The organism is Halorubrum sp. F4 (assembly GCF_027257195.1).
Classification (GTDB): domain Archaea; phylum Halobacteriota; class Halobacteria; order Halobacteriales; family Haloferacaceae; genus Halorubrum.
Genome location: NZ_JAPDFS010000004.1, coordinates 14,214 through 34,366 on the forward strand (window position 1 = coordinate 14,214; position 20,153 = coordinate 34,366).

General features: G+C 67.3%; 19 protein-coding genes and 1 pseudogene. 9 read left to right on the top strand and 11 right to left on the bottom strand.

Annotation, left to right across the window (positions count from 1 at the left end):
- Positions 1-8: 8 nt before the first annotated feature.
- Complete coding sequence (locus OKW78_RS11040; protein ID WP_281195221.1) at positions 9-1,112, bottom strand: mechanosensitive ion channel family protein; 1,104 nt, start codon at positions 1,110-1,112, stop codon at positions 9-11.
- A gap of 215 nt (positions 1,113-1,327) precedes the next feature.
- Between OKW78_RS11040 and OKW78_RS11045 the strand changes: the two genes are divergently transcribed.
- Together OKW78_RS11045 and OKW78_RS11050 are read left to right on the top strand one after the other, a co-directional pair.
- On the top strand, positions 1,328-2,077 hold the full coding sequence (locus tag OKW78_RS11045; protein WP_281195222.1) for a proteasome assembly chaperone family protein: 750 nt from the start codon (positions 1,328-1,330) through the stop codon (positions 2,075-2,077).
- 142 nt (positions 2,078-2,219) lie between these two features.
- Positions 2,220-3,272, top strand: a complete 1,053-nt coding sequence (locus OKW78_RS11050) for an HTH-type sugar sensing transcriptional regulator TrmB (RefSeq protein ID WP_281195223.1) — start codon at positions 2,220-2,222, stop codon at positions 3,270-3,272.
- A gap of 39 nt (positions 3,273-3,311) precedes the next feature.
- Here OKW78_RS11050 and OKW78_RS11055 read toward each other — a convergent pair whose 3' ends face one another.
- Entirely contained in the window at positions 3,312-4,436 is a 1,125-nt protein-coding gene (locus OKW78_RS11055) for a metal-dependent hydrolase (RefSeq protein ID WP_281195224.1), read from the bottom strand.
- A 145-nt stretch (positions 4,437-4,581) separates the two neighbouring features.
- Here OKW78_RS11055 and aroA point away from each other — a divergent pair, with 145 nt between their 5' ends.
- Positions 4,582-5,919, top strand: a complete 1,338-nt coding sequence (aroA, locus tag OKW78_RS11060) for a 3-phosphoshikimate 1-carboxyvinyltransferase (protein WP_281195225.1) — start codon at positions 4,582-4,584, stop codon at positions 5,917-5,919.
- 61 nt (positions 5,920-5,980) lie between these two features.
- Here the strand turns inward: aroA and OKW78_RS11065 are convergent, their stop codons facing one another.
- The 3 genes from OKW78_RS11065 to rocF all read right to left on the bottom strand — a co-directional run bounded on the left by OKW78_RS11065 (position 5,981) and on the right by rocF (position 8,816).
- Positions 5,981-6,688 carry a DUF2270 domain-containing protein gene (locus OKW78_RS11065; protein WP_321169332.1) on the bottom strand — a complete coding sequence of 236 codons (708 nt, stop codon included), beginning with the start codon at positions 6,686-6,688 and terminating at the stop codon, positions 5,981-5,983.
- Positions 6,689-6,774: 86 nt separating this feature from the next.
- A complete protein-coding gene (locus tag OKW78_RS11070) occupies positions 6,775-7,836 on the bottom strand; it encodes a sensor histidine kinase KdpD (protein ID WP_281195226.1) in 1,062 nt (353 codons plus the stop codon).
- Positions 7,837-7,910: 74 nt separating this feature from the next.
- Positions 7,911-8,816, bottom strand: a complete 906-nt coding sequence (gene rocF, locus OKW78_RS11075; protein ID WP_281195227.1) for an arginase — start codon at positions 8,814-8,816, stop codon at positions 7,911-7,913.
- A 67-nt stretch (positions 8,817-8,883) separates the two neighbouring features.
- Between rocF and OKW78_RS11080 the strand changes: the two genes are divergently transcribed.
- Both OKW78_RS11080 and OKW78_RS11085 read left to right on the top strand, forming a co-directional pair.
- Positions 8,884-9,258: a hypothetical protein gene (locus OKW78_RS11080; protein WP_281195228.1), complete on the top strand. Its 375-nt coding sequence runs from the start codon at positions 8,884-8,886 to the stop codon at positions 9,256-9,258.
- A gap of 97 nt (positions 9,259-9,355) precedes the next feature.
- Positions 9,356-9,889, top strand: coding sequence for an Rrf2 family transcriptional regulator (locus OKW78_RS11085; protein ID WP_281195229.1), 534 nt, complete (start codon positions 9,356-9,358; stop codon positions 9,887-9,889).
- Positions 9,890-9,961: 72 nt separating this feature from the next.
- On the opposite strand, the pseudogene OKW78_RS11090 reads toward OKW78_RS11085, so the two are convergent.
- The 5 genes and pseudogenes from OKW78_RS11090 to OKW78_RS11110 form a co-directional block, all read right to left on the bottom strand.
- Positions 9,962-10,531 (bottom strand): annotated as a pseudogene (locus tag OKW78_RS11090) (putative glycolipid-binding domain-containing protein).
- A gap of 244 nt (positions 10,532-10,775) precedes the next feature.
- Positions 10,776-11,957 (bottom strand): NAD(P)/FAD-dependent oxidoreductase, encoded by a 1,182-nt coding sequence (locus OKW78_RS11095; RefSeq protein ID WP_281195230.1) that lies wholly within the window; start codon positions 11,955-11,957, stop codon positions 10,776-10,778.
- 89 nt (positions 11,958-12,046) lie between these two features.
- Positions 12,047-12,898, bottom strand: coding sequence for a nucleoside phosphorylase (locus OKW78_RS11100; protein WP_281195231.1), 852 nt, complete (start codon positions 12,896-12,898; stop codon positions 12,047-12,049).
- A gap of 59 nt (positions 12,899-12,957) precedes the next feature.
- A complete protein-coding gene (gene cdd, locus OKW78_RS11105) occupies positions 12,958-13,374 on the bottom strand; it encodes a cytidine deaminase (protein ID WP_281195232.1) in 417 nt (138 codons plus the stop codon).
- Positions 13,375-13,445: 71 nt separating this feature from the next.
- Positions 13,446-14,054, bottom strand: a complete 609-nt coding sequence (locus OKW78_RS11110) for a GNAT family N-acetyltransferase (RefSeq protein ID WP_281195233.1) — start codon at positions 14,052-14,054, stop codon at positions 13,446-13,448.
- A gap of 447 nt (positions 14,055-14,501) precedes the next feature.
- Between OKW78_RS11110 and OKW78_RS11115 the strand changes: the two genes are divergently transcribed.
- The 4 genes from OKW78_RS11115 to OKW78_RS11130 are packed head-to-tail and all read left to right on the top strand — an operon-like array spanning position 14,502 to position 19,384.
- Entirely contained in the window at positions 14,502-15,614 is a 1,113-nt protein-coding gene (locus OKW78_RS11115; protein WP_281195234.1) for a BMP family protein, read from the top strand.
- Positions 15,615-15,666: 52 nt separating this feature from the next.
- The gene (locus OKW78_RS11120; RefSeq protein WP_281195235.1) at positions 15,667-17,241 is read left to right on the top strand and encodes an ABC transporter ATP-binding protein; all 1,575 of its coding nucleotides are present in this window, start codon (positions 15,667-15,669) and stop codon (positions 17,239-17,241) included.
- A 56-nt stretch (positions 17,242-17,297) separates the two neighbouring features.
- Complete coding sequence (locus tag OKW78_RS11125) at positions 17,298-18,374, top strand: ABC transporter permease (RefSeq protein ID WP_303654129.1); 1,077 nt, start codon at positions 17,298-17,300, stop codon at positions 18,372-18,374.
- A complete protein-coding gene (locus OKW78_RS11130; RefSeq protein ID WP_281195237.1) occupies positions 18,371-19,384 on the top strand; it encodes an ABC transporter permease in 1,014 nt (337 codons plus the stop codon). The genes OKW78_RS11125 and OKW78_RS11130 overlap by 4 nt, the downstream gene beginning before the upstream one ends.
- A 21-nt stretch (positions 19,385-19,405) precedes the next feature.
- On the opposite strand, the gene OKW78_RS11135 is transcribed toward OKW78_RS11130, so the two are convergent.
- Complete coding sequence (locus OKW78_RS11135; protein WP_281195238.1) at positions 19,406-20,140, bottom strand: MBL fold metallo-hydrolase; 735 nt, start codon at positions 20,138-20,140, stop codon at positions 19,406-19,408.
- Between the last annotated feature and the right edge of the window lie 13 nt (positions 20,141-20,153).

A 20,153-nucleotide genomic window follows, 5' to 3' on the forward strand; every position in this document is an offset into this window, starting at 1 on the left:
CGGCCGTGTCACGGTCGGTCCCGCTCGTCCCGATCCGGACGCTCCTCGAGATCCGACGTCCCGTCCTCGGTGAGACCGCCCCGATCGACATCGGCGTCGACGTCGCTCCCGGTCGGCTCGTCGACCGGTCCGTCGGTCGAGGTCTCTTCGGTGGCGTCATCGAACTCGCCGGTCCGGATCATGGGCCCGGTCGCCACGTCGGGATCGTCGTCGCTCTCCCGGACGCCGACTTCGGCGACGCCGGAGGTGTCGTCGAAGACGAGGTGCCGGTGCGGGTACGCCATCTCCACGTCGGCGTCGGCGAGCCGCTCGCGGATCCGGATGTTCACGTCGGACTGGACCTTTCCGAGCTTGTAGGGCTTTTTGACCCAGTAGCGGAGCCGCAACAGCACGCCGTCGTCGCCGAACTCGTGGATCCGGCAGTCCGGGCTCGCGGTGTAGCGGGCCACGCCGATCCGGATGTCCGGCCCGCCGTCGATGACCGCCTCACAGTCCCGGGCGGCGCGCTCGATCAGTCGGCGGGCCTCCGTCACGTCACACTCGTAGGTGACGAGTACATCGATGCTCCGACGGGTCCGCTCGTCCTCGGCGGAGTAGTTGGTCACGTCGCGCTCGCGCATCGCGCCGTTCGGAACGACGCGAAACGTGTTGTCGAGGGTGAATATCTTCGTGTATCGGATGGTGATGTCCTCGACGAACCCTTGGGTTCCGTCGTCCAGTTCGACCATGTCGCCGATCTCGAACGGCTGGTCCGCGAGCACGAACACGCCGTTGATGAAGTTCCCGACCAGCGGCGCGAGGATTATACCGACCACCGCGGAGAGGACGGCGGTCCCGATCAGGAGGTCGGTGAACTGGAACCCGACCACCCAGAGACCGGTGAGGAACGAGGCCACGATCGTGCCGACACGAACGCCGCGGACGACGGTCTGTGCGACGCTCTGTCGCGAGAACCGTCGAGCGACTGGTCGACCGATGACCCGGACGATGACCCTCGCGAGTGCTGCACCGACGACGACGGACAGGACGACGATGAGCAACCGGACCCCCGGAATCGCGGCGAGCCACGAGGACCACTCGACGATCGGTGCGGTCCCCGCCGGTTGTGCCATACCCCCACCGTGTCGCCCATCCGAAAAAGCGTTTCTCCGCGGAGACGGAAGCCATCCCCGTCGCGAACGGCGGTGGTGTCGGCTTTCGGACGACGGCGAGCCTGCTGTGGACGACGGTGAGCCTGTTTTCGGCCCAGCGATCGTCCGCGCACCGTTCCTGGACGATTGAACTCGACGTGGGAACCGCTTAACACCGGTCGCATCGAAGTCCGGGCATGCGAGACGCCAGCGGCTTACCGGACCGTCACCCGACGTTCAGCGTCACCCACGAGTCGGCACCGAGCGAGACGCTCATCGCGGGCTTCTCGGCGTACGGTCTCGCCGGGCTCACGGCCGTCGACTACCTGATCGAACATCTGGAGGTGGAGGTCCGCGGCCACGTCACCGCCGAGGGCCTCCCCTCCATCACTCCCTTCGCGAAGGGTCGACCGCGTCACCCGACCCGACTGTACTCCGCGGACGACGTCGACGTGACGCTCCTCGTCGCCGAGCAGTTCGTTCCCTCGATCCTGGGTGAGTCGCTCGCGGGATCGATACTCGAGTGGACCGCCGCGAACGAGGTCGACGAGATCGCCGTCCTCTCAGGGGTACCGATCCCGCACGGTCCCGACGCCCATCGAACGTTCTACATCGCGACCGACGACTACCACGGATCTCGACTGACTGACGCGGAGGTCCCTCCGATGGAATCGGGCTTCCTCGACGGCGTGAACGCGTCACTGCTCGAACGTGGGATGGAGTCCCCGCTCGGCGTCTGCGTGTTCGTCACGCCGGTCCACGCACAGGCACCGGACGTGGAGGCTGCGGTCCGGCTCGTCGAGACGGTCACCGATATATACGACCTCGACGTGGACGCCGGCCCCCTCGAGGCGTTCGCGGCGGAGATACGCCGCCACTACGAGGACCTCGCGGAGCGAATCGAGGAGCGCGAACCGGAAGGCACCTACGACCGGATGTACATGTGATCCGTCGCACTTGCCGCACCCCCCGCACTCCCGTACCCGCCGTACTCACCGTACACGTCGTCGTGGACGTATCCGTCTCCAGAATCGCGTACAACTCATCTCATAGTAAAAAGCTATACCGGATGCGACCATCGGGACAACCATGGCAGACGATCTCCGGGCGACGCTCGATCACGTCGGGGACCGGTTCAACCTGGGAGAGTACGAGATCGACGCGTATCTCGCGGTGTTAGAACACGGCGAGTTGACGGCGAGCGAGATCGCCGACCGAACCGAGATCCCGCAGCCGCGGGTGTACGACACGGTACGGAGCCTGGCGGACCGCGGGCTCGTCGAACTTCGGGAGTCGCGCCCGATGAAGATCGTGGCCGTCGACCCGGACGACGCGTTCGACGAGCTCCGTTCGTCGTTCACGGAGATGGTCGACGAGCTCGAGGCGCGATACACCGCGCCGACCCGCGAGACTGAGGCGGTGTCGCTCGTGAAGTCCCGATCGACGATCCTGCGCTACCTCGAGGAAGTGATAACGGGCGCGGAGTACGAGCTCGCGGTCTCGCTCACGCCCGACCTCCTCCGGCGGTTCCGCGAGGAGCTGAAACGGAAGGTCGAAAACGGCGTCAGCGTCGAACTCCTCGTGACCCCGGCATCCCGCGCGCCCGACCCGGAGGAGTTCGACTACCTCGACGTCGCGACCATCGCGCGTGCACGAAGAGGGATCACCACACCGGTCCTCGCGGTCGGCGACGGCGAGTACTCCGTGTACGCGACACAGGACGCCCTCCGTGACGACCGCGAGCGGTACGGCGTCATCTTCAACCGCTCCGCGCTCGGCTTCCTCGTCTCCGGGTTCTTCGGGACGGTTCTGTGGACCACCGCGGAGACGATCGCCTCGAACGGGAAGGCCCGGCCGTTCCCGCGTCGGTACGCCTCGATCCGCCGGGCGGTCAAGGACGTCCGCGAGTTCGACGGCGAGCGGTTCTACGCGACGGTCGAGGGGCGCGACATCGAGACGGGTCAGGCCGTCACGGTCCGCGGCCGGGTGGTCGACGTCGCGTTCGAGGACACGGAGGAGGTCGCCTCGCTCGTCGTCGAGACCGACGACGGCCCGGTCGAGATCGGCGGTCGCGTCGCCGCGTTAGAGGACGTCGAGGGCCAAGTGATCGTCATCGGCCGCGACGAGCCTCCCGAGATCTGATCGGAATCGTCCCGGGATCGTCTCGGGGTCGGATCGTTCTCAGAGGAAGTCGGCAACGACGTACACGGCCGCGTATCCGACTAACGCGGCCGTGACTCCGGCGAGCGCGGTGAACGTAAGCGCGAGTGCCGACGGCGGGACGGTGATCCGTCGGCGTAACTCGTCTCTGCCCGGAAGCGAGAATCCGGAGATGACTCCCCGTGAATTCGGTATCCCGGGCGTCCACCTTCGTCGTCCCGTCACCCACCTTCGCCGCCCCCTCATCCATCTCCGCCACCCGACCGTCCACCTCCGCCATCCGGTCGAACCGGGCGTCAGGGATAACCCGCCGCAGACGACGCCGACGGCGAGGATCGAGAACACGAAGTGATACGAGACCTCGAGCGTCGGCGGCGTCATGAGGACGGCGGCGACGCCGTAGGCCAGCCCGGCCGCGGCGCGCGGATCGATCGCCTTCCGCCACGAGCGGCCCGTGACGGTGGCGACCGCGACCGCCGCCAGCCAGATGGCGGCCAGCTCGAGCGCGAACGCACCGAGCAGGTGTACCGTCGGGTCGCCGTGGAGCAGCACCCGCCCGTCGAGGAGGCGGACGTCGAAGGGGTAGAACAGCTTCGGCGGCTCGCCGGTGACGAGATCACCCCACGGATGCGAGAGCAGCCCGAAGACGGCCGCGGCCGCGACGGCCCGCCCGGAGAGGTCGGTCCGTAGTCGAGCGAGCGTCGCGATCGCGAGTCCGCCGATCGCGAACGTCCCGAGAACCACCAGCCCGAGCGTGCCGTTCTGCGCGGAAGCGACCGCGACGAGCGCGGCCAGCACGGCGACGGAGAGGACCGATCCGATCGCCCGAACCGACCGTCTGCGGCCCCACGCGACCGCCCAGAGACCGAACGCGCCGCCGGCGAGAACCGACACGACGAGCGAGTGGGTCAGCGCGCGATGGACCTCGCGGGTGGCGTCCCAGAGCGTGCTCGGCCGAGTGAGCGACTCCGTGGAGAGGCTCCCGAGATCGATCGCGACCGCCGCGTACGCCATGTCGACGTCGGGGAGGGCGGCGAACGCGCCGGCGACCGCACCGATCGCCAGCGCGCGGTCGGCGGACCAGCCCAGTCGGTCCGCGAGGAGGGCCGCGAGGGCGAACGCGAGCAGCGCGTGGCCGATGAACACGCCGGCACGTACGACCGGGAGAGAGATAAGCGGCTCGCAGGCTCCATGCGACCGTGTCACGAACGATCCCTTACCGGGACAAGTGTTATCGTGGTTACGCATCGCATCCGGTACCCACTTACCGACGCGCGCGACAGGGGACGACATGGACGTTCACGTCAGCAGATCCGCGGTCGAAGGGACGGCTCGTGCGCCGCCCTCGAAGAGCTACACGCACCGCGCGCTGCTCGCGGCAGGGTACAGCGACGGCGCGACGGTGGCCTCTCCGCTCGTCTCGGCCGACACGCGAGCGACCGCCCGCGCCGTGACCGCCTACGGCGGCTCCGTCGATCCCGCTCCCGAGGACTGGGTTCCCGATCAGGACGCCCTCGCCGTCGACGGCTTCGACGGTCGGCCCGCGGTTCCCGACGACGTCATCGACTGCGGGAACTCGGGGACCACGACCCGCCTCGTGACCGGAACCGCCGCGCTCGGCGACGGCGGCACCGTCCTCACCGGCGACTCGTCGCTTCGCTCGCGTCCGCAGGGGCCGCTGCTCGAGGCCCTCTCCGACCTCGGCGTCCGCGCCGAATCGACCCGCGGCAACGGGCAGGCCCCTCTCGTCGTCTTCGGACCGCTCTCGGGCGGGGAGGTGGCGATCCCCGGCGACGTCTCCTCGCAGTACGTCACCGCCCTGTTGATGGCCGGCGCGGTCACCGACGACGGGATCGAGGTGTCGCTGACGACGGAGCTCAAGTCCGCGCCCTACGTCGACATCACGCTCGAACTCCTCGCCGACTTCGGGATCACCGCCGAGCCGGTCGGCAGCGAGACCGCCGACGGCGCGGAGGGGTTCGTCGTCCCCGGCGGCCAGACGTATTCTCCGGAAGGCGGGCGATACGAGGTCCCCGGCGACTTCTCGTCGATCTCCTATCTCGTCGCCGCGGGCGCGGTCGCCGCCGCCCCCGACGGCGCGGTCCGGATCGAGGGAGCCCGACCGAGCGCACAGGGTGACGCCGCCATCGTCGACGTCGCGGAGCGGATGGGCGCGGCCATCGACTGGGACCGCGAGGCGGGCGTCATCACGGTCGAGCGCTCGGCGCTCTCCGGGGTCGAGGTCGACGTCGGCGACACCCCCGACTTGCTCCCGACGATCGCGACGCTCGGCGCGGTCGCCGACGGCGACACCCGGATCGTGAACTGCGAGCACGTCCGTTACAAGGAGACCGACCGCGTCTCGGCGATGGCCGAGGAGCTCGAGCGGCTCGGCGCGGCGACGACCGAGGAACCCGACGTCCTCATGATCCATGGATCCGAGAGCGACCTCCGGGGTGCGACCGTCGACGGCCGGGCCGACCACCGGATCGTGATGGCGCTCGCGGTGGCGGGGCTCGCGGCGGAGGGAACGACCACGATCCGCGGCGGCGAACACGTCGACGTCTCGTTCCCGACGTTCTTCGAGACGATGGCGGAGCTGGGCGCGACGCTCGAACACGGGGAGTGAACGGAGAGGAACGAGGAGGAACGAACGACGGGGCGGGAGACGAGGACTCTACCGGGAGAGCCTATTTCCAGTCCTCTGACCGTCTTCGCGATCGCAATTCGCCCTTTGCCCGCCTCTGCCACGGCCAGAACGTGATCAGGAACAGACACCCGTAGGCAAGTCCGACGATCGAGAGGACGACTACTCCCGGGACGCCACCGACTGCGGCCGTCCCGACGACTCCGGTCGACGTGGAAGCGAACACGGTTAGTCGGATGAGCCACGCACCACCCAGCACGGAGAGCAAGGGAAGGTAGACCCGCTGGAGTCGGCGGGCGACCGCTTCGGTTGCCGGGATCTTGATCGTCGGCTCACGGAGGTCTTCACTCAGGAGCTTCCGCCAGCTCGATTGCTCGACGCCTCGTGGATCGAGCGCGTTCGCAAAGACGTTCTCCTCGAGGATCCGTACCCGCGACCGCCAGATGTCATACGTCCGATATCGACGAGCCTCGATACCGAGAAAGACGAGCAGCAGTATCATGGCCACGACCAGAACGTAGTGGGGGCGGGTATCCGCGGAGAACGTCCAGGTGAGTAACGACGCAGTCAACACGACGGCCCAGTTCGTCGTTCTATCGATCCGCGTCCGCCACGACGTCGCGCGGCCGAGTTCACCACGATACACGTGGCCCATGAGCGAGAAGAGATCGGACGGGTCACGTGCTGCCTCCCCACCGACCTCACGTTCTTCAGTTGATTCCGGATCGAAGTCTTCCGGAGAGTCGGTCATGTAGGTACGGACGAAACGCGAGAACTAAAGACCGCAGGCTTGGGATCGACGCCTTTGAACGGTAGCCGAAGATCGTTCGGTCCCTCCTAGGCCGCGGGCAGCCGCACCGTGACGATCCCGCCGTCGCCGTCGTCCCGGTCGCCGATCGACAGGCTACCGTCGTAGTGTTCGATCACCCACTTGGCGAGCCACAGTCCGAGCCCGCTGCTGTGCTGGAGCTGCGTCTCCGTGCGGTCCTCGTTGATGAGCGCCGTCTCGTCGTCGGGGAAGCCGTCGCCGTCGTCCAACACTTCGATCCGGACCGTCCCGTCGGTTCGTTCCCCCCGAACGGTGACGGAGGGCGGGTCCCCGCCGTACCGGAACGCGTTGTCGATCAACTCCTCGAGCGCCGCGTCGACGTGGTCGCCGGCCATCACCGTACACTCGCCCTCGAGATCCGTTTCGAGGGTTCCCTCCGGGTATTCCCCTTCCCACTCGGACCGGCGGTCGTCGACGGCCGTCGAGAGGTCGATCGGGGTCCGGTCCGCCTCCCGATCGAGCAGGTCGTCGAAGACGCGGATCTGCGACTGGGTCTCCCCGAGGTCGGATCCGATCTCCGTGATCCGGCGACCGAGGTCGAGACTTCCCTCGCTCTCCGTCCCGTCGCCAGCCGAGAGCTGTTCGCCGTATCCGATCAGCAGTTGGGCGGCGTGTCGCAGGTCGTGTCGAACGAACCGGTTCATCACCGCCGCCTTCTGTTGTTGTTTCACGAGCCGCCGCGCGCGGATCCGCCGCACGTCGTTGAACCCGATCAGGACGTGGGCGAACGCGCTCACGCCGACGATTATCGCGCCCGAGACGAGCGGTTCGGCCACGCTCGCGCCGGTGGCGACCTGAAGGGAGTACACCAACACGAGGACGGCGCTCGTCGCAACCACGCCCAGCGTGTTCCAGCCCGCGATCCGGAGGAGATGTCCCGACTCGACGTCGGTCCGGTACGCGAACGGTCCCGTGACCGTGAACGCGACGCCGAAGAGCAGGGTCACGCTCGTGACGACCACGTCCACGATCCCGGTCGTCCCGGTGGCGAATCCGCGAACGGCGATCGCTCCGAGTCCCACCCCGGTTAGACTGATAACGAGCGCCCCGACCAGGCGTCTGAGATCCATGGCCCCGGTCGCGGAGCCTGACACATAATCGTGATGGATCCGATCGTTTCGCGTTCCCGAAACGACCGGCCACCCTAGATGACGCGCTTTCCGAACGCGCTGGCGGCCAGTTCCGTCGCGAGCTCCGCCGTCTCGTTGTGCTGGTCGAGCGTCGGGTTCACCTCGACGAGCTCCATCGATCTGAGGCAGTCGGCGTCGTCGACGATCTCCATCGCGCTGTGGGCCTCCCGGTAGGTCACCCCGCCGCGGACCGGCGTCCCCACGCCCGGTGCCTCCTTGGGGTCGAGCCAGTCGAGGTCGAGGCTGATGTGAACGCCGTCGACGCCCGCCGACGCCGCATCGAGCGCGTCCTCGGTCACGTCCGTGATCCCTCGTTCGTCGATGTCGGACATCGTGTAGGCGGTGAACCCGTGCTCGCGCAGGAGTTCGACCTCCGCGCCGTCGACCGACCGGAGCCCGACGAGCGCGACGTTCTCCGGGTCGAGCCCGGACGCGTTCGCCCACGGGGTGTCCGCGAAGTCGCCGATCCCGAGCGCGGCCGCGAGCGGCATCCCGTGGACGTTGCCCGAGGGCGTCGTCGACGGGGTGTTGAGGTCGGCGTGTGCGTCGAACCACACCGCGCCGACGTCGGCGTCGCGGGCGGCCCCCACGAGGGATCCGATCGCGATCGAGTGGTCGCCGCCGAGCGCCAGCGGGACCGCCCCCTCGGCGAGCGTCCCGTCCACCTCGTCGGCGAGGCGTCGGCAGACGTCGGCGACCTCGTGGAGGAACTTCGCGTCGCCCTCCGACGGGGCGTCCGTGTCCGGGTCCCGCTCCTCGGCGCGGGGCACCGCGAGGTCCCCGGCGTCGACGACGTCGACGCCCGCGCCCGCCAGCTCGTCCGCGAGCCCGCCGTAGCGGATCGCGGACGGTCCCATGTCGACCCCGCGTCGGTTGGCTCCGTAGTCGGTCGGCGCGCCGATGATCTTGACTCTCGTCATATCGGTAGGGGAACCCCCCACCGCTTGAAAGGCATGGATCCGCGGAGAACGGGAGTCTCGGGGAGCCGTGTCTCGAGGAATCGAACTCGCGAAGACCGACCCGCGAAACGTCGGACTCACGAAAGAGCCGTCGCCGACGAACGAACCGTCAGCCACGAACGTCCGGATCCGTCACGGTTTCCTCGTCGCCGCCGAACGAACGCGTATGGGCGGGAAGGACACGGACGGAAGCGACCGCGAGCCGGGACCCGTCGAGCCGGAGGATATCGGTCCGGCCGGGGCGATGATCGCCGTCGCGTTCACCGGGTCCGTGATCGCGTTCGTCGGCTTCGTGCTGCTCGTCCTCCTCGGCGACGTCGGGTTCGTTCTCGTCGCGATCGGCCTTCTCGTCGTGTTCGCGAGCCCCGCGGCGTACCTCCGATACCGGCAGCTCTACGCGTGAACGGCGGCGGGGACCGCACTGGGCAGTCCGCCGCGACCGAATACATTTATAAGTGACTTCCATCGCCTTTATGCGGGGTCGCCATCTACTCGGATCCATGTCATCGATCGAACTCACGTCGAGCCAGAAAAGCATCCTCTCGGCGCTCATCAACCTCTACGGGGAGGAGGAGGACGCCGTCAAGGGGGAAGCGATCGCCGAGGAGGTCGACCGTAACCCGGGAACCATCCGGAACCAGATGCAGAGCCTGAAGGCGCTCCAGCTCGTCGAGGGCGTCCCGGGCCCGAAGGGCGGCTACAAACCGACGTCGAACGCCTACGAGGCGCTCGACATCCAGCGGATGGACGAGCCCGCACACGTCCCGATCAAACACGAGGGCGAGACCGTCGACGGCGTGAACGTCGACGGGATCGACCTCTCGAGCGTCCACCACCCCGAACTCTGCCGGGCCGAGATCCACGTCCAGGGCTCGGTACGCGACTTCCACGAGGGCGACTCGGTGACGGTCGGGCCCACGCCGCTCTCGAAGCTGCTCATCGAGGGAACCGTCGACGGCAAGGACGACACCGCGAACGTCCTCATCCTCCGGATCGACGACATGCACGCGCCCGCCGGCGAAGCCGCACACTGAACTCACGTGTTCTTCGCGGATTCCGACGACCGCGACGGCGACGCCGACGATACCGAACCGGGAGCGGCATCATCACATGTGGAGTCGGTCAAACGACTCGGGATAGTCAATGACGAGTCCATCCGAGTCAACCGGCAACTCGGCCGTGAACCCGCTGGATAGGTTTTCATAGCGATACCGTCCGCCGGTCTCGTCGATCGGATCGAGGCAGGTATATCTCTGAGAGGCGGCCTCGACACGCAGTTCGGGTGCCGAGACGTAGACGACCCGAACCTCGGACGACTCGTTCCGATCGAGTTCCAGGCGTCGGATCCGTAGCGTGTTGCTGAACGGCGTTGCTGATATGTCGACGTCGACGCATCCGCCCAGCGTCGATATCACCTCGCCTCGACCGTCAGTCCATTTGCCTTCCCCGTCCGTGCGAAGCGTTACCGATTCCGATTCTCGACCGAGGGTGGCAACGGTCACTCACCGAACGTGATATCGGCGATCGCACTCGATCTCGTAGCGGAGACGAAACGACGTATCATCGACCGAACCGATGATAACGCTCTCAGCAGCGATGCCTGCGGAATCCTCGATGAGACGGAGGGACTCCATCCCGACCCCGGTAACCGGCGACCAGAACACGTCTCGATCCATATAACGAATGAACCTCACGAGGGTGGATCGTGATACGTTTTCGTATCCTCCGGACGAGAAGCATCCGCGAGCAGCGTGGCGCGTCGTGACACCGGCAGCCGGCGCTCCGCGCCGGCGACGAAGTGAGCAGTTCACCGACGGAGCCGTCGAAGACGGCGGAGTCGGCTTTTTCCCTCCAGGTTTTTGGAGGAAGGGTTCCCAGAGGGAACCCTTCCTGGAAAAAGGTGGAAGTGAAAGGGGCCGGTTACATATCGCCGAATGCGCCGATTCCGCGCCCGGTCGAGGAGACCTTCGCGATCCAGCGCGAGGCGATCGCCTTCTTCAGCAGCTTCGCCGGGGTCCCGCCGAACGTCTTGATCGGCATCCCGACCACGTCGTGGGCGACCGCCTCCTCGCCCACGGAGATCACGGTTCCCTTGTCCTCGTGTTGCCACGAGTGGAGCGGCGCGCCGCGGGCCGCTCGCGCGAGGTTGTCGCCGGCGACCTCCGCGGCCTGCCAGGCGGCCTGGGCGGTCGGCGGGGCGACGTCGTCGCCGCCCTGGTCGACCAAGGCGGTGTCGCCGATGGCGAACACGCGATCGTCGCTCGTGGTGAAGTCGGACTCCGCGAACACGCGGTTCGATCGGTCGTCCTTCTCGACGTCGACCGCGTCGAGCTCCTTCTGGCCGGTGATCCCGCCGGTCCAGATCAGCACGTCGTAGGCCAGTTCCTCCGGCTCCTCGTCCTCGCCGCCGCCGAGATACACCGCGTCCTCGTCGGCCTTCGAGATGAAGTCGCCGGTGAGGATCTCCACGTCCGCGTCCTCGAGCCGCTGGCGGAGCGCGCCCTGAAGCTGCGGGTCGTTGCCGGGGAACACCTCGTCCAACCCCTCGACGAGCGTGATGTCGAGGGGAGCCCGGTGTTTGTCGCGGTACTCCGCGATCTCGCCGGCGGTCTGGATCCCCGAGAGGCCCGCACCGCCGACGAGGACTTGCGCTGGCTCGGAGCGGGTCGCGTTCCCCGCCGCCTCGCGAACGTCGTCGTGGATCGCCTGCGCGTCGGCCAGGCTCTTGAGCTGGTGGGCGTGCTCCTTCAGGCCGTCGATGCCGAAGAAGGCGGTGGTGGAGCCGATCGCCAAGAGCAGGTAGTCGTACTCGACGGCCTCGCCGTCGTCGGTCTCGACGACCTGGTCCTCCGTGTCGACGTCGACGACGCGGCCCTGAACGAACTCGCCGTCCTCGGACATGATCTCGCCGACGGGGATGGTGATGTTGTCCTCGACGGCGGGGTTCCGGATCGCGCGGTGGACCTCGTGTAAGACGAGGTGGTAGTCGTGTTCCGAGATCCAGGTAAGCTCGGCCTCGCCCTCGCCGACCTCGTCTTCGAACGCCTTCACTGCCCCGGCACCGGCGTATCCGGAGCCGACGACGACGACCTGAGTTGTCATGGATGCGGATCCGCGGTCCGCGGGTAAAGACGCTTTGGAACCGCTCTCACGTGGAGCCGCGGGGAGATCTCGATCCCCTTCCCGTTCGCTCAGAGCGAGAGCCCGGCGTGCCAGCGGTCGGCACCGGCCTCGCGTTTGATCTCGTCCATGCGCGCGAGGAGCTTCACCGCGAGGCTCGCTGTTTCGGCCGCTCGCGACTCGCCCTCGGTTCGGAACTCGCCGGTGACGCGATTGGCGTACACCGAACAGACCGCGCCCGCACGCAGACCGTACACGTTCGCGATCGTGAGGATCGCCGACGCCTCCATCTCGATGTTCTTCACGTTCGCGTCCCGAAGCGCCGCGACCAGCTCGTCGGAGCCGGCCGCCTCGAACCCCTCGAACCCCGGACGGCCCTGTCCGGCGTAAAACGAGTCGGCGCTCATCGTGATCCCGGCGTGGTAGTCGTAGCCGAGCCGCTCGGCGGCGGCGACGAGCGCGGAGACGACCTCCCCGTCGGCGGTCGCCGGATAGTCCTCGCGAACGTACTCGTCGCTCGTCCCCTCCTGGCGGACCGCGCCGGTCGTGATCACCAGGTCGCCGACCTCCATGCCGGGCTGGATGGCACCGCAGGAACCGACCCGAACGAACGTGTCGACGCCGACCCGGGCGAGTTCCTCGACGGCGATCGCCGCCGACGGCGAGCCTATTCCGGTGGAAGTCACCGAGACGGGGGCACCCTCGTACGTCCCGGTCGCGGTGCGGTACTCGCGATGGTGTGCGACCTCCTCGTGGTCGTCCCACAGCGCGGTGATCTTGTCGACTCGCTCCGGGTTCCCGGGGAGAAGCACGGCGTCGGCGACGTCGCCCGTGCCGACCTCGACGTGATACTGGACCTCGTCGTTCGGGTCCTCGCTGTCGCCGACGGCGTCGCCCGCCGAGCGTTCGATGTCGTCAGTCATGTCCTCGACCTTCGGCGAGGCGTTTAAAAGTAGTTCCGCATCGAGGGACGGACCCGTTTTCAGGGACGCCGTGCGTCATCGAGCGTCCCTTCGGAGATCGTGTTCGGGAGCAGTTCGCCGAGCGTGTACTCGCTCGTCTCGCCGTCGCCCTCGTCACAGACCACCGGAAGGTCGTCGTCCGCGAACTCGGCGAGGCTCTGGCGGCACATCCCGCAGGGCGTGACGCCGTCCCGAGCGCCCGAGGCCACGGCCAGGCGGTCGAACTCCCGATGGCCGTTCTTCACCGCCTCGGCGAGCGCTACTTCCTCGGCGTGGAGGCTGTTGGAGTAGTTGGCGTTCTCGATGTTACAGCCGGTGTAGACGGTGCCGTCGGCGGTCCGGAGCGCGGCGCCGACGCGGTACTCGGAGTACGGGACGTGTGCGTCCGCGAGCGCGCCGCGGGCGGCCTCGATCAGGTCCGTGTCGGTCACTGCCATGTCGGTCACTCGACCGGCGGGCCGATAAGCGGTCGGGTCGCCGGCCGGCGTCGTTCACTGGCCGGCACCGTTCACCGACCGGTGTCGTACTTGTAGGTCGCGGACTCCGGATCGATCCCGAAGTCCTCGGCCGACTCGGTGGGCTCCCCGGTATCGCTTTCGCCCCCGTCGGCGTCGCCCGCGTCGCCGGCGTCGGCGTTCTTGAACGCGTCCCGGAGCCGCTCCGGCATCTCGAAGTCGTCGACGTCGACGTGGAGTCCGACCACGCCGCCGCCGAGGAACTCGCGCTTCTCCGTCAACCGGTCCGAGAGCGCCGCCGGAAGGTCGTCGGTGTCGACCTCCTCGAAGCCGAACTGGGTCAGGTACTCGGGCTGGTCGGTGAGCACGTACACCGTCTCGAATCCCTCGGCGGCCGCGGTGTCGACGAGACGTTCGACGACGTGAGCCCCGACGCCCCGGCCCCGCCACTCCGGGAGCACGCCGATCCCGGTGAGCTCGATCCGCTCCACGTCGTCGCCCCGATGGAGCCGGAGTCGCCCGAACCCGGCCCTGTCACCCGACTCCTCGTCGACCGCGATCACGTAGTCCCGTGACCGGAAGGCGACGTCGTCGAGCCCCAATCGCTCGATCGCGTCCAGTAACCACGCCTCGTCACGGTTCTTGGCGTCGCGGACGTACATACGCCGTCCTACGAGGCCGAGGATAAAAACGGTTCGCCGCTGGGGGTGGTCGGTGGGGGTCTCGGCCCCCGTCGAGCGGGTCGTCCGATCGACGACGGAGCGCTCTCAGAAACAGATCAGATCCGACATGTATGGAAAAACGAACGGGAAATATCGGTCGAGATGGAGTCAGATCGACCGTCAGTAAAGAACTCGAGCATCGTCTCGAGGGTCGTCGATATGCCGAACCACTGGAATAATTCATAGGATTTCAATCATTTCTACCGACCCGTTCTAGATCGGGAATCGGTAAGTATCTCCGATAATTACGGAATACTATCGATGATGTAAACGAGTGATGAACGATATCAAAGATGTTTCATTCCGAACTCGTCCGACCGGAACGGAGACAGCAACTCACTAATAAGTAAATTTATAATGTATGATGCGAGACTACAGGATACATCCATGACAGATAGACAGGCGGAAGTCGACGAGACGTCCGGGATCGGTCGTCGGATGCTGCTCGCGTCCGGCGGCGCGCTCGCGACGGGCACCGTCTTCGCCGGGTGTCTAGGCGGGGGCGGCGGAAGCGACGACGGCGGGTCGGACGGCTCCACCACGCAGGTCGCGATCATCTCGAGCCCGGCCGGCTTCGACGACAACGCGTTCAACGACAACGCGGTCGACGGACTCGAGCAGGCGTCCGACGAGTTCGATCTCGAGTACACGACGGTCGAGGAGACCCAGGAGGCACAGTACGAGTCCGTCCAGGCCGACACGGCCGAGAGCGGCTACGACCTCATCATCTGCGTCGGCGACAACCACACCGACCCGCTGTCGACGAACGCCGAGGAGTATCCCGACCAGAACTGGATGCTCATCAACAACGTCATCGAGGGCGCCGACAACGTCTCGGGCTGGATCGAGATGAACAACGAGATGTCGTTCCTCGCGGGCGTCGCCGCGGGCGTGATGACCCAGGAGGACTTCGAGTACGAGGGCAGCTCCACCGATCCCGACGGGTCGACGGTCGGCTTCGTCGGCGGCGAGGACATCCCGCTCATCAACGCGTTCGAGCAGTCCTACATCGAGGGCGTCGAGTGGGTCGACGACGGGATCGAGGTCCTGACCGGCTACGGCGGGAGCTTCTCCGACACCGGCGCGGCCAACGACGTGGCCGAATCGCAGATCGACGACGGTGCCGACATCGTCTGGCACGCCGCGTCCGCCGCCGGCGGCGGCGTCTTCTCGGCGGCACAGGACAACGGTCGCTTCGCGCTCGGCGTCGACGTCGACCAGTCGGTCACCGAGGACCAGTACCAGGACGTCATCCTCGGATCCTCCGTCAAGGCGCTCAACGAGGCGACCTACACCGTCGCCGAGGCGGTCGTCAACGGGAACTTCTCCGAGTACGTCGGCGAACAGAACCTCTCCATCGCACAGGGCAGCATCGACTTCGTCGTCGGCCAGGCCTTCGAGGGCGAACTTCCCGACGCGCTGAGCGAGAACATCCAGGACGCGAAGGAAGGGTTCGAGAACGACGAGATCGAGCTGACCTGCGGCCCGACCAGCTGCTGAACGGCTCCTCCCGGCTCCGTCCCGATCTATAACCATTCACTATGAGAACACGATGACGCGCAACGCACCCGCGGTCCGTCTCGAGGGGATAACGAAGCGGTTCGGCGACGTGGTCGCCAACGACGCGGTCGACTTCACGCTCGATCAGGGATCGATCCACGCTCTCCTCGGAGAGAACGGCTCGGGTAAGACGACGCTGATGAGCGTCCTGTACGGCCTCTACGACCAGAACAGCGGAACGATCCACGTCGACGGCGAGGAGCGGACGTTCGAATCGCCACGGGACGCGATGGACGCCGGGGTCGGCATGATCCACCAGCACTTCCAGCTGGTGAAGCCGATGACTGTCCTCCAGAACGTCATCCTCGGTCACGAGCCGACGGAGGGAGGAACCGTCGACGAGGCGAGCGCGCGAGCCGAGATCGAGGACATCTGCGATCGGTACGGGTTCGACATCGACCGGGAGCTCGACACACCGGTCGAGGAGCTCGACCTCGGCGCTCAACAGCGCGTGGAGATCGTCAAGAGCCTCTACCGGGGTGCGGAGGTCCTCATCCTCGACGAGCCGACCGCGGTGCTCACTCCCCAGGAGGTCGACGGCCTGATGGAGGTCATGAACGACCTCCGCGAGGACGGCCGCTCGCTGATCTTCATCTCACACAAGCTGGACGAGGCGCTCGAGATAGCCGACGACATCACCGTCCTCAGGGACGGGAAGGCGATGGGAACGGTCCCCGCCGCGGAGACGACCGAAAGCGATCTCGCCCGCATGATGGTCGGCCGGGAGGTCCTCTTCGATCGACTGGAGCGTGACCCCGGCACGGGCGCTCCCGTCCTCGAGGTCGAGGACCTCCGAGTGAGCGGTGACCGCGGCCGCGAACGGGTCGAGGGAGTCGATCTCACGGTTCACGAGGGCGAGATACTCGGCATCGCGGGCGTTCAGGGGAACGGACAGAGCGAGCTCATCGAGGGCATCACCGGCCTGCGTCGACCGGACGACGGCATCGTCCGGCTGGGCGGGACCGACATCGCGGATCGGAGCCGCCGTGATCGGATCGAAGACGGGATCGCCTACATACCCGAGGACCGTCAGACCGAGGGGCTCGTCCAGGAGTACAGCCTCCAGCGCAACGCGCTCCTCGGCAACCAGACGATCGAACCGTACGCGAAGAACGGGTTCCTCGACTGGGACGCGGTCGAGAACCACGCCGCGGACGTCATCGAGGAGTACGACGTGCAGCCGCCGAACCCGGAGACGGACGCCGAGTCGCTCTCCGGCGGAAACCAACAGAAGTTCATCGTCGGTCGCGAGATCGGCCACGACCCGGACGTCCTCGTCGCGTCACATCCGACGCGCGGCGTCGACATCGGGTCGATCGAGTTCATCCACGAACGACTGATGGAGCTCCGTGATCAGGGCGTCGGAATTCTGATGGTCTCCTCGAAGCTCGAGGAGATACAGAAGCTCTCCGACCGCATTGCGGTGATGTACGAGGGCGAGTTCGTCGACGTCGTCGACCCCGAAGCGGTCACGGAGTCCGACCTCGGTCTCCTGATGGCCGGGGGGACGCTGGCGGAGGGATCGGACGACGAGTCGGAATCCGTCGACGGAGGTGTCTCGTCGTGAGCGACTCCGAGGCCGCCTCGAACGGCGGCGGGGTGCTCGACGCGGTCGCGGCCCGCTTGCTGGACGCGTCGGTGCTCGAGCGGATCGGGATCGCGGTCGCGTCGACGACGCTCGCGATCCTCATCGGGCTCGTCGTCGCCGCGGCCACCGGATACGACCCGGTTCAGTTCGCCAGCCAGCTTCTCGTCGGCGCCTTCGGAAGCGAGCGGGCGATCGCCCGCACCCTCCGGAGCACGACGCTCTTCGTGTTGACCGGCGTCGCGGTCGCGATCGCGTTCCGCGCCGGCGTGTTCAACATCGGGGTACAGGGCCAGTTCGTCGTCGGCGGGTTCTCCACCGTCGTCTCGATCATTTGGCTGGCCGCGTTCGTGCCCTCCGGCACGGTCGGCGGGATCGTCCTGATGCTGTCCGGGACGGCTGCCGGCGTCGTCACCGGCGGACTGTACGGCGCGCTCCCCGGCGTGATGAAGGCGTACGGCGACGCGAACGAGATCATCACGACGATCATGTTGAACTTCATCGCCACCGGCTTCGTCGGCTGGCTCGTCGCGGGTCCGTTCGGCGACCCCGAGGCGACGGCGACTCGGACCCGTCGACTCCCCGATAACGTCGAGCTTCCCCAGGCCGTCTTCGGCGACCCCAACCTGTCGATCGTCGGGATCCTCCTCATGCTCGGCGTGGTCGCGCTCGTCGCGGTGATCACGTCCCGGACCCGGTTCGGCTACGACATGGTGACGAGCGGGTACCAGGACACCGCGGCGACGTACTCCGGCGTCGACGCGAAGCGGATGGTCATCTCGACGATGACGTTCTCCGGGATGGTCGCCGGGCTGACGGGTGCGCTCTTCGTTATCATGATCCAAGGATACTACACCGACCCCTCGGGAATCGGCAACTACGGGTTCGACGCGATCGCCGTGAGCCTGCTCGCCGCCAACAACCCGCTCGGCGTGCTCCCGGCGGGACTGCTCTTCGGCGGGCTCGAATCGGCGAGCTCACACGTTCAGATCAACAGCGACGTTCCCGTCCAACTGATCGACGGGATCGTGGGACTCGTGGTCCTCTTCGTCGCGGCACCGGAGCTGTTCCGAATGATCGCGGCGCGGACGGGACTCGGGGGTGACGCCGAATGAACGTCACCGACAGCCTGACCGTCGCTCGACTCCGGCTCGTCGGGATCACGATCGGGGTCCTGGCAGTCCTCGGTGCGGTCCTCTCCGGGATCTTCGACGTGGACCTCTCGCGGCTCATCACCAGGGGGTTCGTGACTCGGTCGCTGGAGATGGCGACGCCGATCACGCTCGCGGCCATCGGCGGGCTGTACGCCGAAAAGAGCGGCGTGTTCAACATCGGTCTCGAGGGCTTCATGATCTTCGGCGCGTTCACGACTGCCGGAACGATGTTCGCGCTCGGCGGCACCTCGCCGACGCAGGGAGACGTCTGGGTCGCGATCCTCGTCGCCATCGTCGTCTCGACGCTTTTGACGGCGGTCTTCGCCGTCCTGTTGATCCGGTACAAGGCCGACCAGATCGTCGCCGGACTGGCGGTCTGGTTCGTCGGCCTCGGGTTCGCCCCGTTCGTGGCCGCGCTCGTCTGGGGGAGCCGGTCGAGTCCGGGGCTCACCAGCATCGACAAGCTGGCGTTCGGCCAGTCGCCGCTGGTGTTCCTCACGATCGTCGTCGTCGGGGTCGCCTGGGTGTTCCTCTTCCGTACTCGATACGGATACTGGGTACAGGCCGCCGGGGAGAACCCGGAGGCGCTCGACACCGCCGGCGTCGACGTGAATCGAGTCCGCTACGCGACGGTGATCTTCTCCGGCGCGATGGCCGGATTCGGCGGGGCCGTGCTGCTCGCCCACGCCGGGAACTTCGTGGGAACCGGCTCGACGATGGTGGACGGCCGCGGCTGGATCGCCATCGTGGCGTACCTGTTCGGCAACTACAACCCGGTCGGGGCGGCTGCGGCCGCGCTGCTCTTCGGCGCGTTGGACATGCTGAACGTCCAGTTCCAGACGGTCGGGATCGAGATATCCGCTCGGCTCGTCAACCTGCTGCCGTACGTCGCGGTGCTCGTGGTGCTCACGGCCTACGGGAAGACCCGGATCCCGGCGGTCGTCGGCGAGCCCTACGAGACGGAGGAGTAGGCCACCCGACCGCCTTTGCCCTTACCCGTCGACCGAGCGCTCGTCGAGCGCGACCGGGATCGACCGGGACGCGACGTCGCCGGCGAACGCCTCCCCGTCCGCCTCCAGGTCGTCGAAGGTGTCGTAGTGTATCGGGACGACCAGTTCGGGATCCATGCGTTCGGCGAGGTCGGCGGCGGCGTGACGGTCCGAGACGATCCCGCCGCCGCCGACGTTCGCGAGGAAGACGTCGACGTCGAGCTCGGCGAGCCCGTCGAGCGCGTCGCCGTCGCCGGGCCAGAGCACGGTTCGGCCGCCGACCGAGAACAGGAATCCACAGCCGAACCCCTCCGGATGCGGGACCGTCCCGTCGTCGTTCGCGCAGGGACCGTCCGGCTCGTTGTGCGCGGCGACCGTCCAGACGGTGACGGTCCCGTCGTCGGTCTCGACGTCGACGCGGGCCTCGTCGTCGACACGGATCACGTCGTAGTCGGCCGAGAGCGCCTCGACCGACTCCACGTCGCGGTCGATCCGATCGGCGTCGACGCCGTCGTAGATCACGAGCGTCGCGTCCGCGTCGGCGACGGAGCGGATCCCCTCGGGGTCGTAGTGGTGGTCGTGAGTCACCACGACGACGTCGCCGTCGCGGGCCCAGTAGTCGTCGAGGATCCCGTATCGACCGGGATCCGTGTACACCACGGAACCGCCGTCGACGGAGACGCGGGCGGTCGCGTATCCGAGCCACTCCACGGAGAGATCGCCGTATTTGACGGCCATGTCTCGCCCTCCG

Excerpts from the sequence above, each read along its gene's own strand:
- aroA (WP_281195225.1), top strand. The coding sequence starts at position 4,582 with ATGGACGTTCACGTCAGCAGATCCGCGGTCGAAGGGACGGCTCGTGCG.
- rocF (WP_281195227.1), bottom strand. The coding sequence starts at position 8,816 with ATGACGAGAGTCAAGATCATCGGCGCGCCGACCGACTACGGAGCCAAC.
- OKW78_RS11095 (WP_281195230.1), bottom strand. The coding sequence starts at position 11,957 with ATGACAACTCAGGTCGTCGTCGTCGGCTCCGGATACGCCGGTGCCGGG.
- OKW78_RS11045 (WP_281195222.1), top strand. The coding sequence starts at position 1,328 with ATGCGAGACGCCAGCGGCTTACCGGACCGTCACCCGACGTTCAGCGTC.
- OKW78_RS11050 (WP_281195223.1), top strand. The coding sequence starts at position 2,220 with ATGGCAGACGATCTCCGGGCGACGCTCGATCACGTCGGGGACCGGTTC.
- OKW78_RS11130 (WP_281195237.1), top strand. The coding sequence starts at position 18,371 with ATGAACGTCACCGACAGCCTGACCGTCGCTCGACTCCGGCTCGTCGGG.
- cdd (WP_281195232.1), bottom strand. The coding sequence starts at position 13,374 with ATGGCAGTGACCGACACGGACCTGATCGAGGCCGCCCGCGGCGCGCTC.
- OKW78_RS11040 (WP_281195221.1), bottom strand. The coding sequence starts at position 1,112 with ATGGCACAACCGGCGGGGACCGCACCGATCGTCGAGTGGTCCTCGTGG.
- OKW78_RS11065 (WP_321169332.1), bottom strand. The coding sequence starts at position 6,688 with ATGACCGACTCTCCGGAAGACTTCGATCCGGAATCAACTGAAGAACGT.
- OKW78_RS11085 (WP_281195229.1), top strand. The coding sequence starts at position 9,356 with ATGTCATCGATCGAACTCACGTCGAGCCAGAAAAGCATCCTCTCGGCG.
- OKW78_RS11110 (WP_281195233.1), bottom strand. The coding sequence starts at position 14,054 with ATGTACGTCCGCGACGCCAAGAACCGTGACGAGGCGTGGTTACTGGAC.
- OKW78_RS11100 (WP_281195231.1), bottom strand. The coding sequence starts at position 12,898 with ATGACTGACGACATCGAACGCTCGGCGGGCGACGCCGTCGGCGACAGC.
- OKW78_RS11135 (WP_281195238.1), bottom strand. The coding sequence starts at position 20,140 with ATGGCCGTCAAATACGGCGATCTCTCCGTGGAGTGGCTCGGATACGCG.
- OKW78_RS11070 (WP_281195226.1), bottom strand. The coding sequence starts at position 7,836 with ATGGATCTCAGACGCCTGGTCGGGGCGCTCGTTATCAGTCTAACCGGG.
- OKW78_RS11115 (WP_281195234.1), top strand. The coding sequence starts at position 14,502 with ATGACAGATAGACAGGCGGAAGTCGACGAGACGTCCGGGATCGGTCGT.
- OKW78_RS11120 (WP_281195235.1), top strand. The coding sequence starts at position 15,667 with ATGACGCGCAACGCACCCGCGGTCCGTCTCGAGGGGATAACGAAGCGG.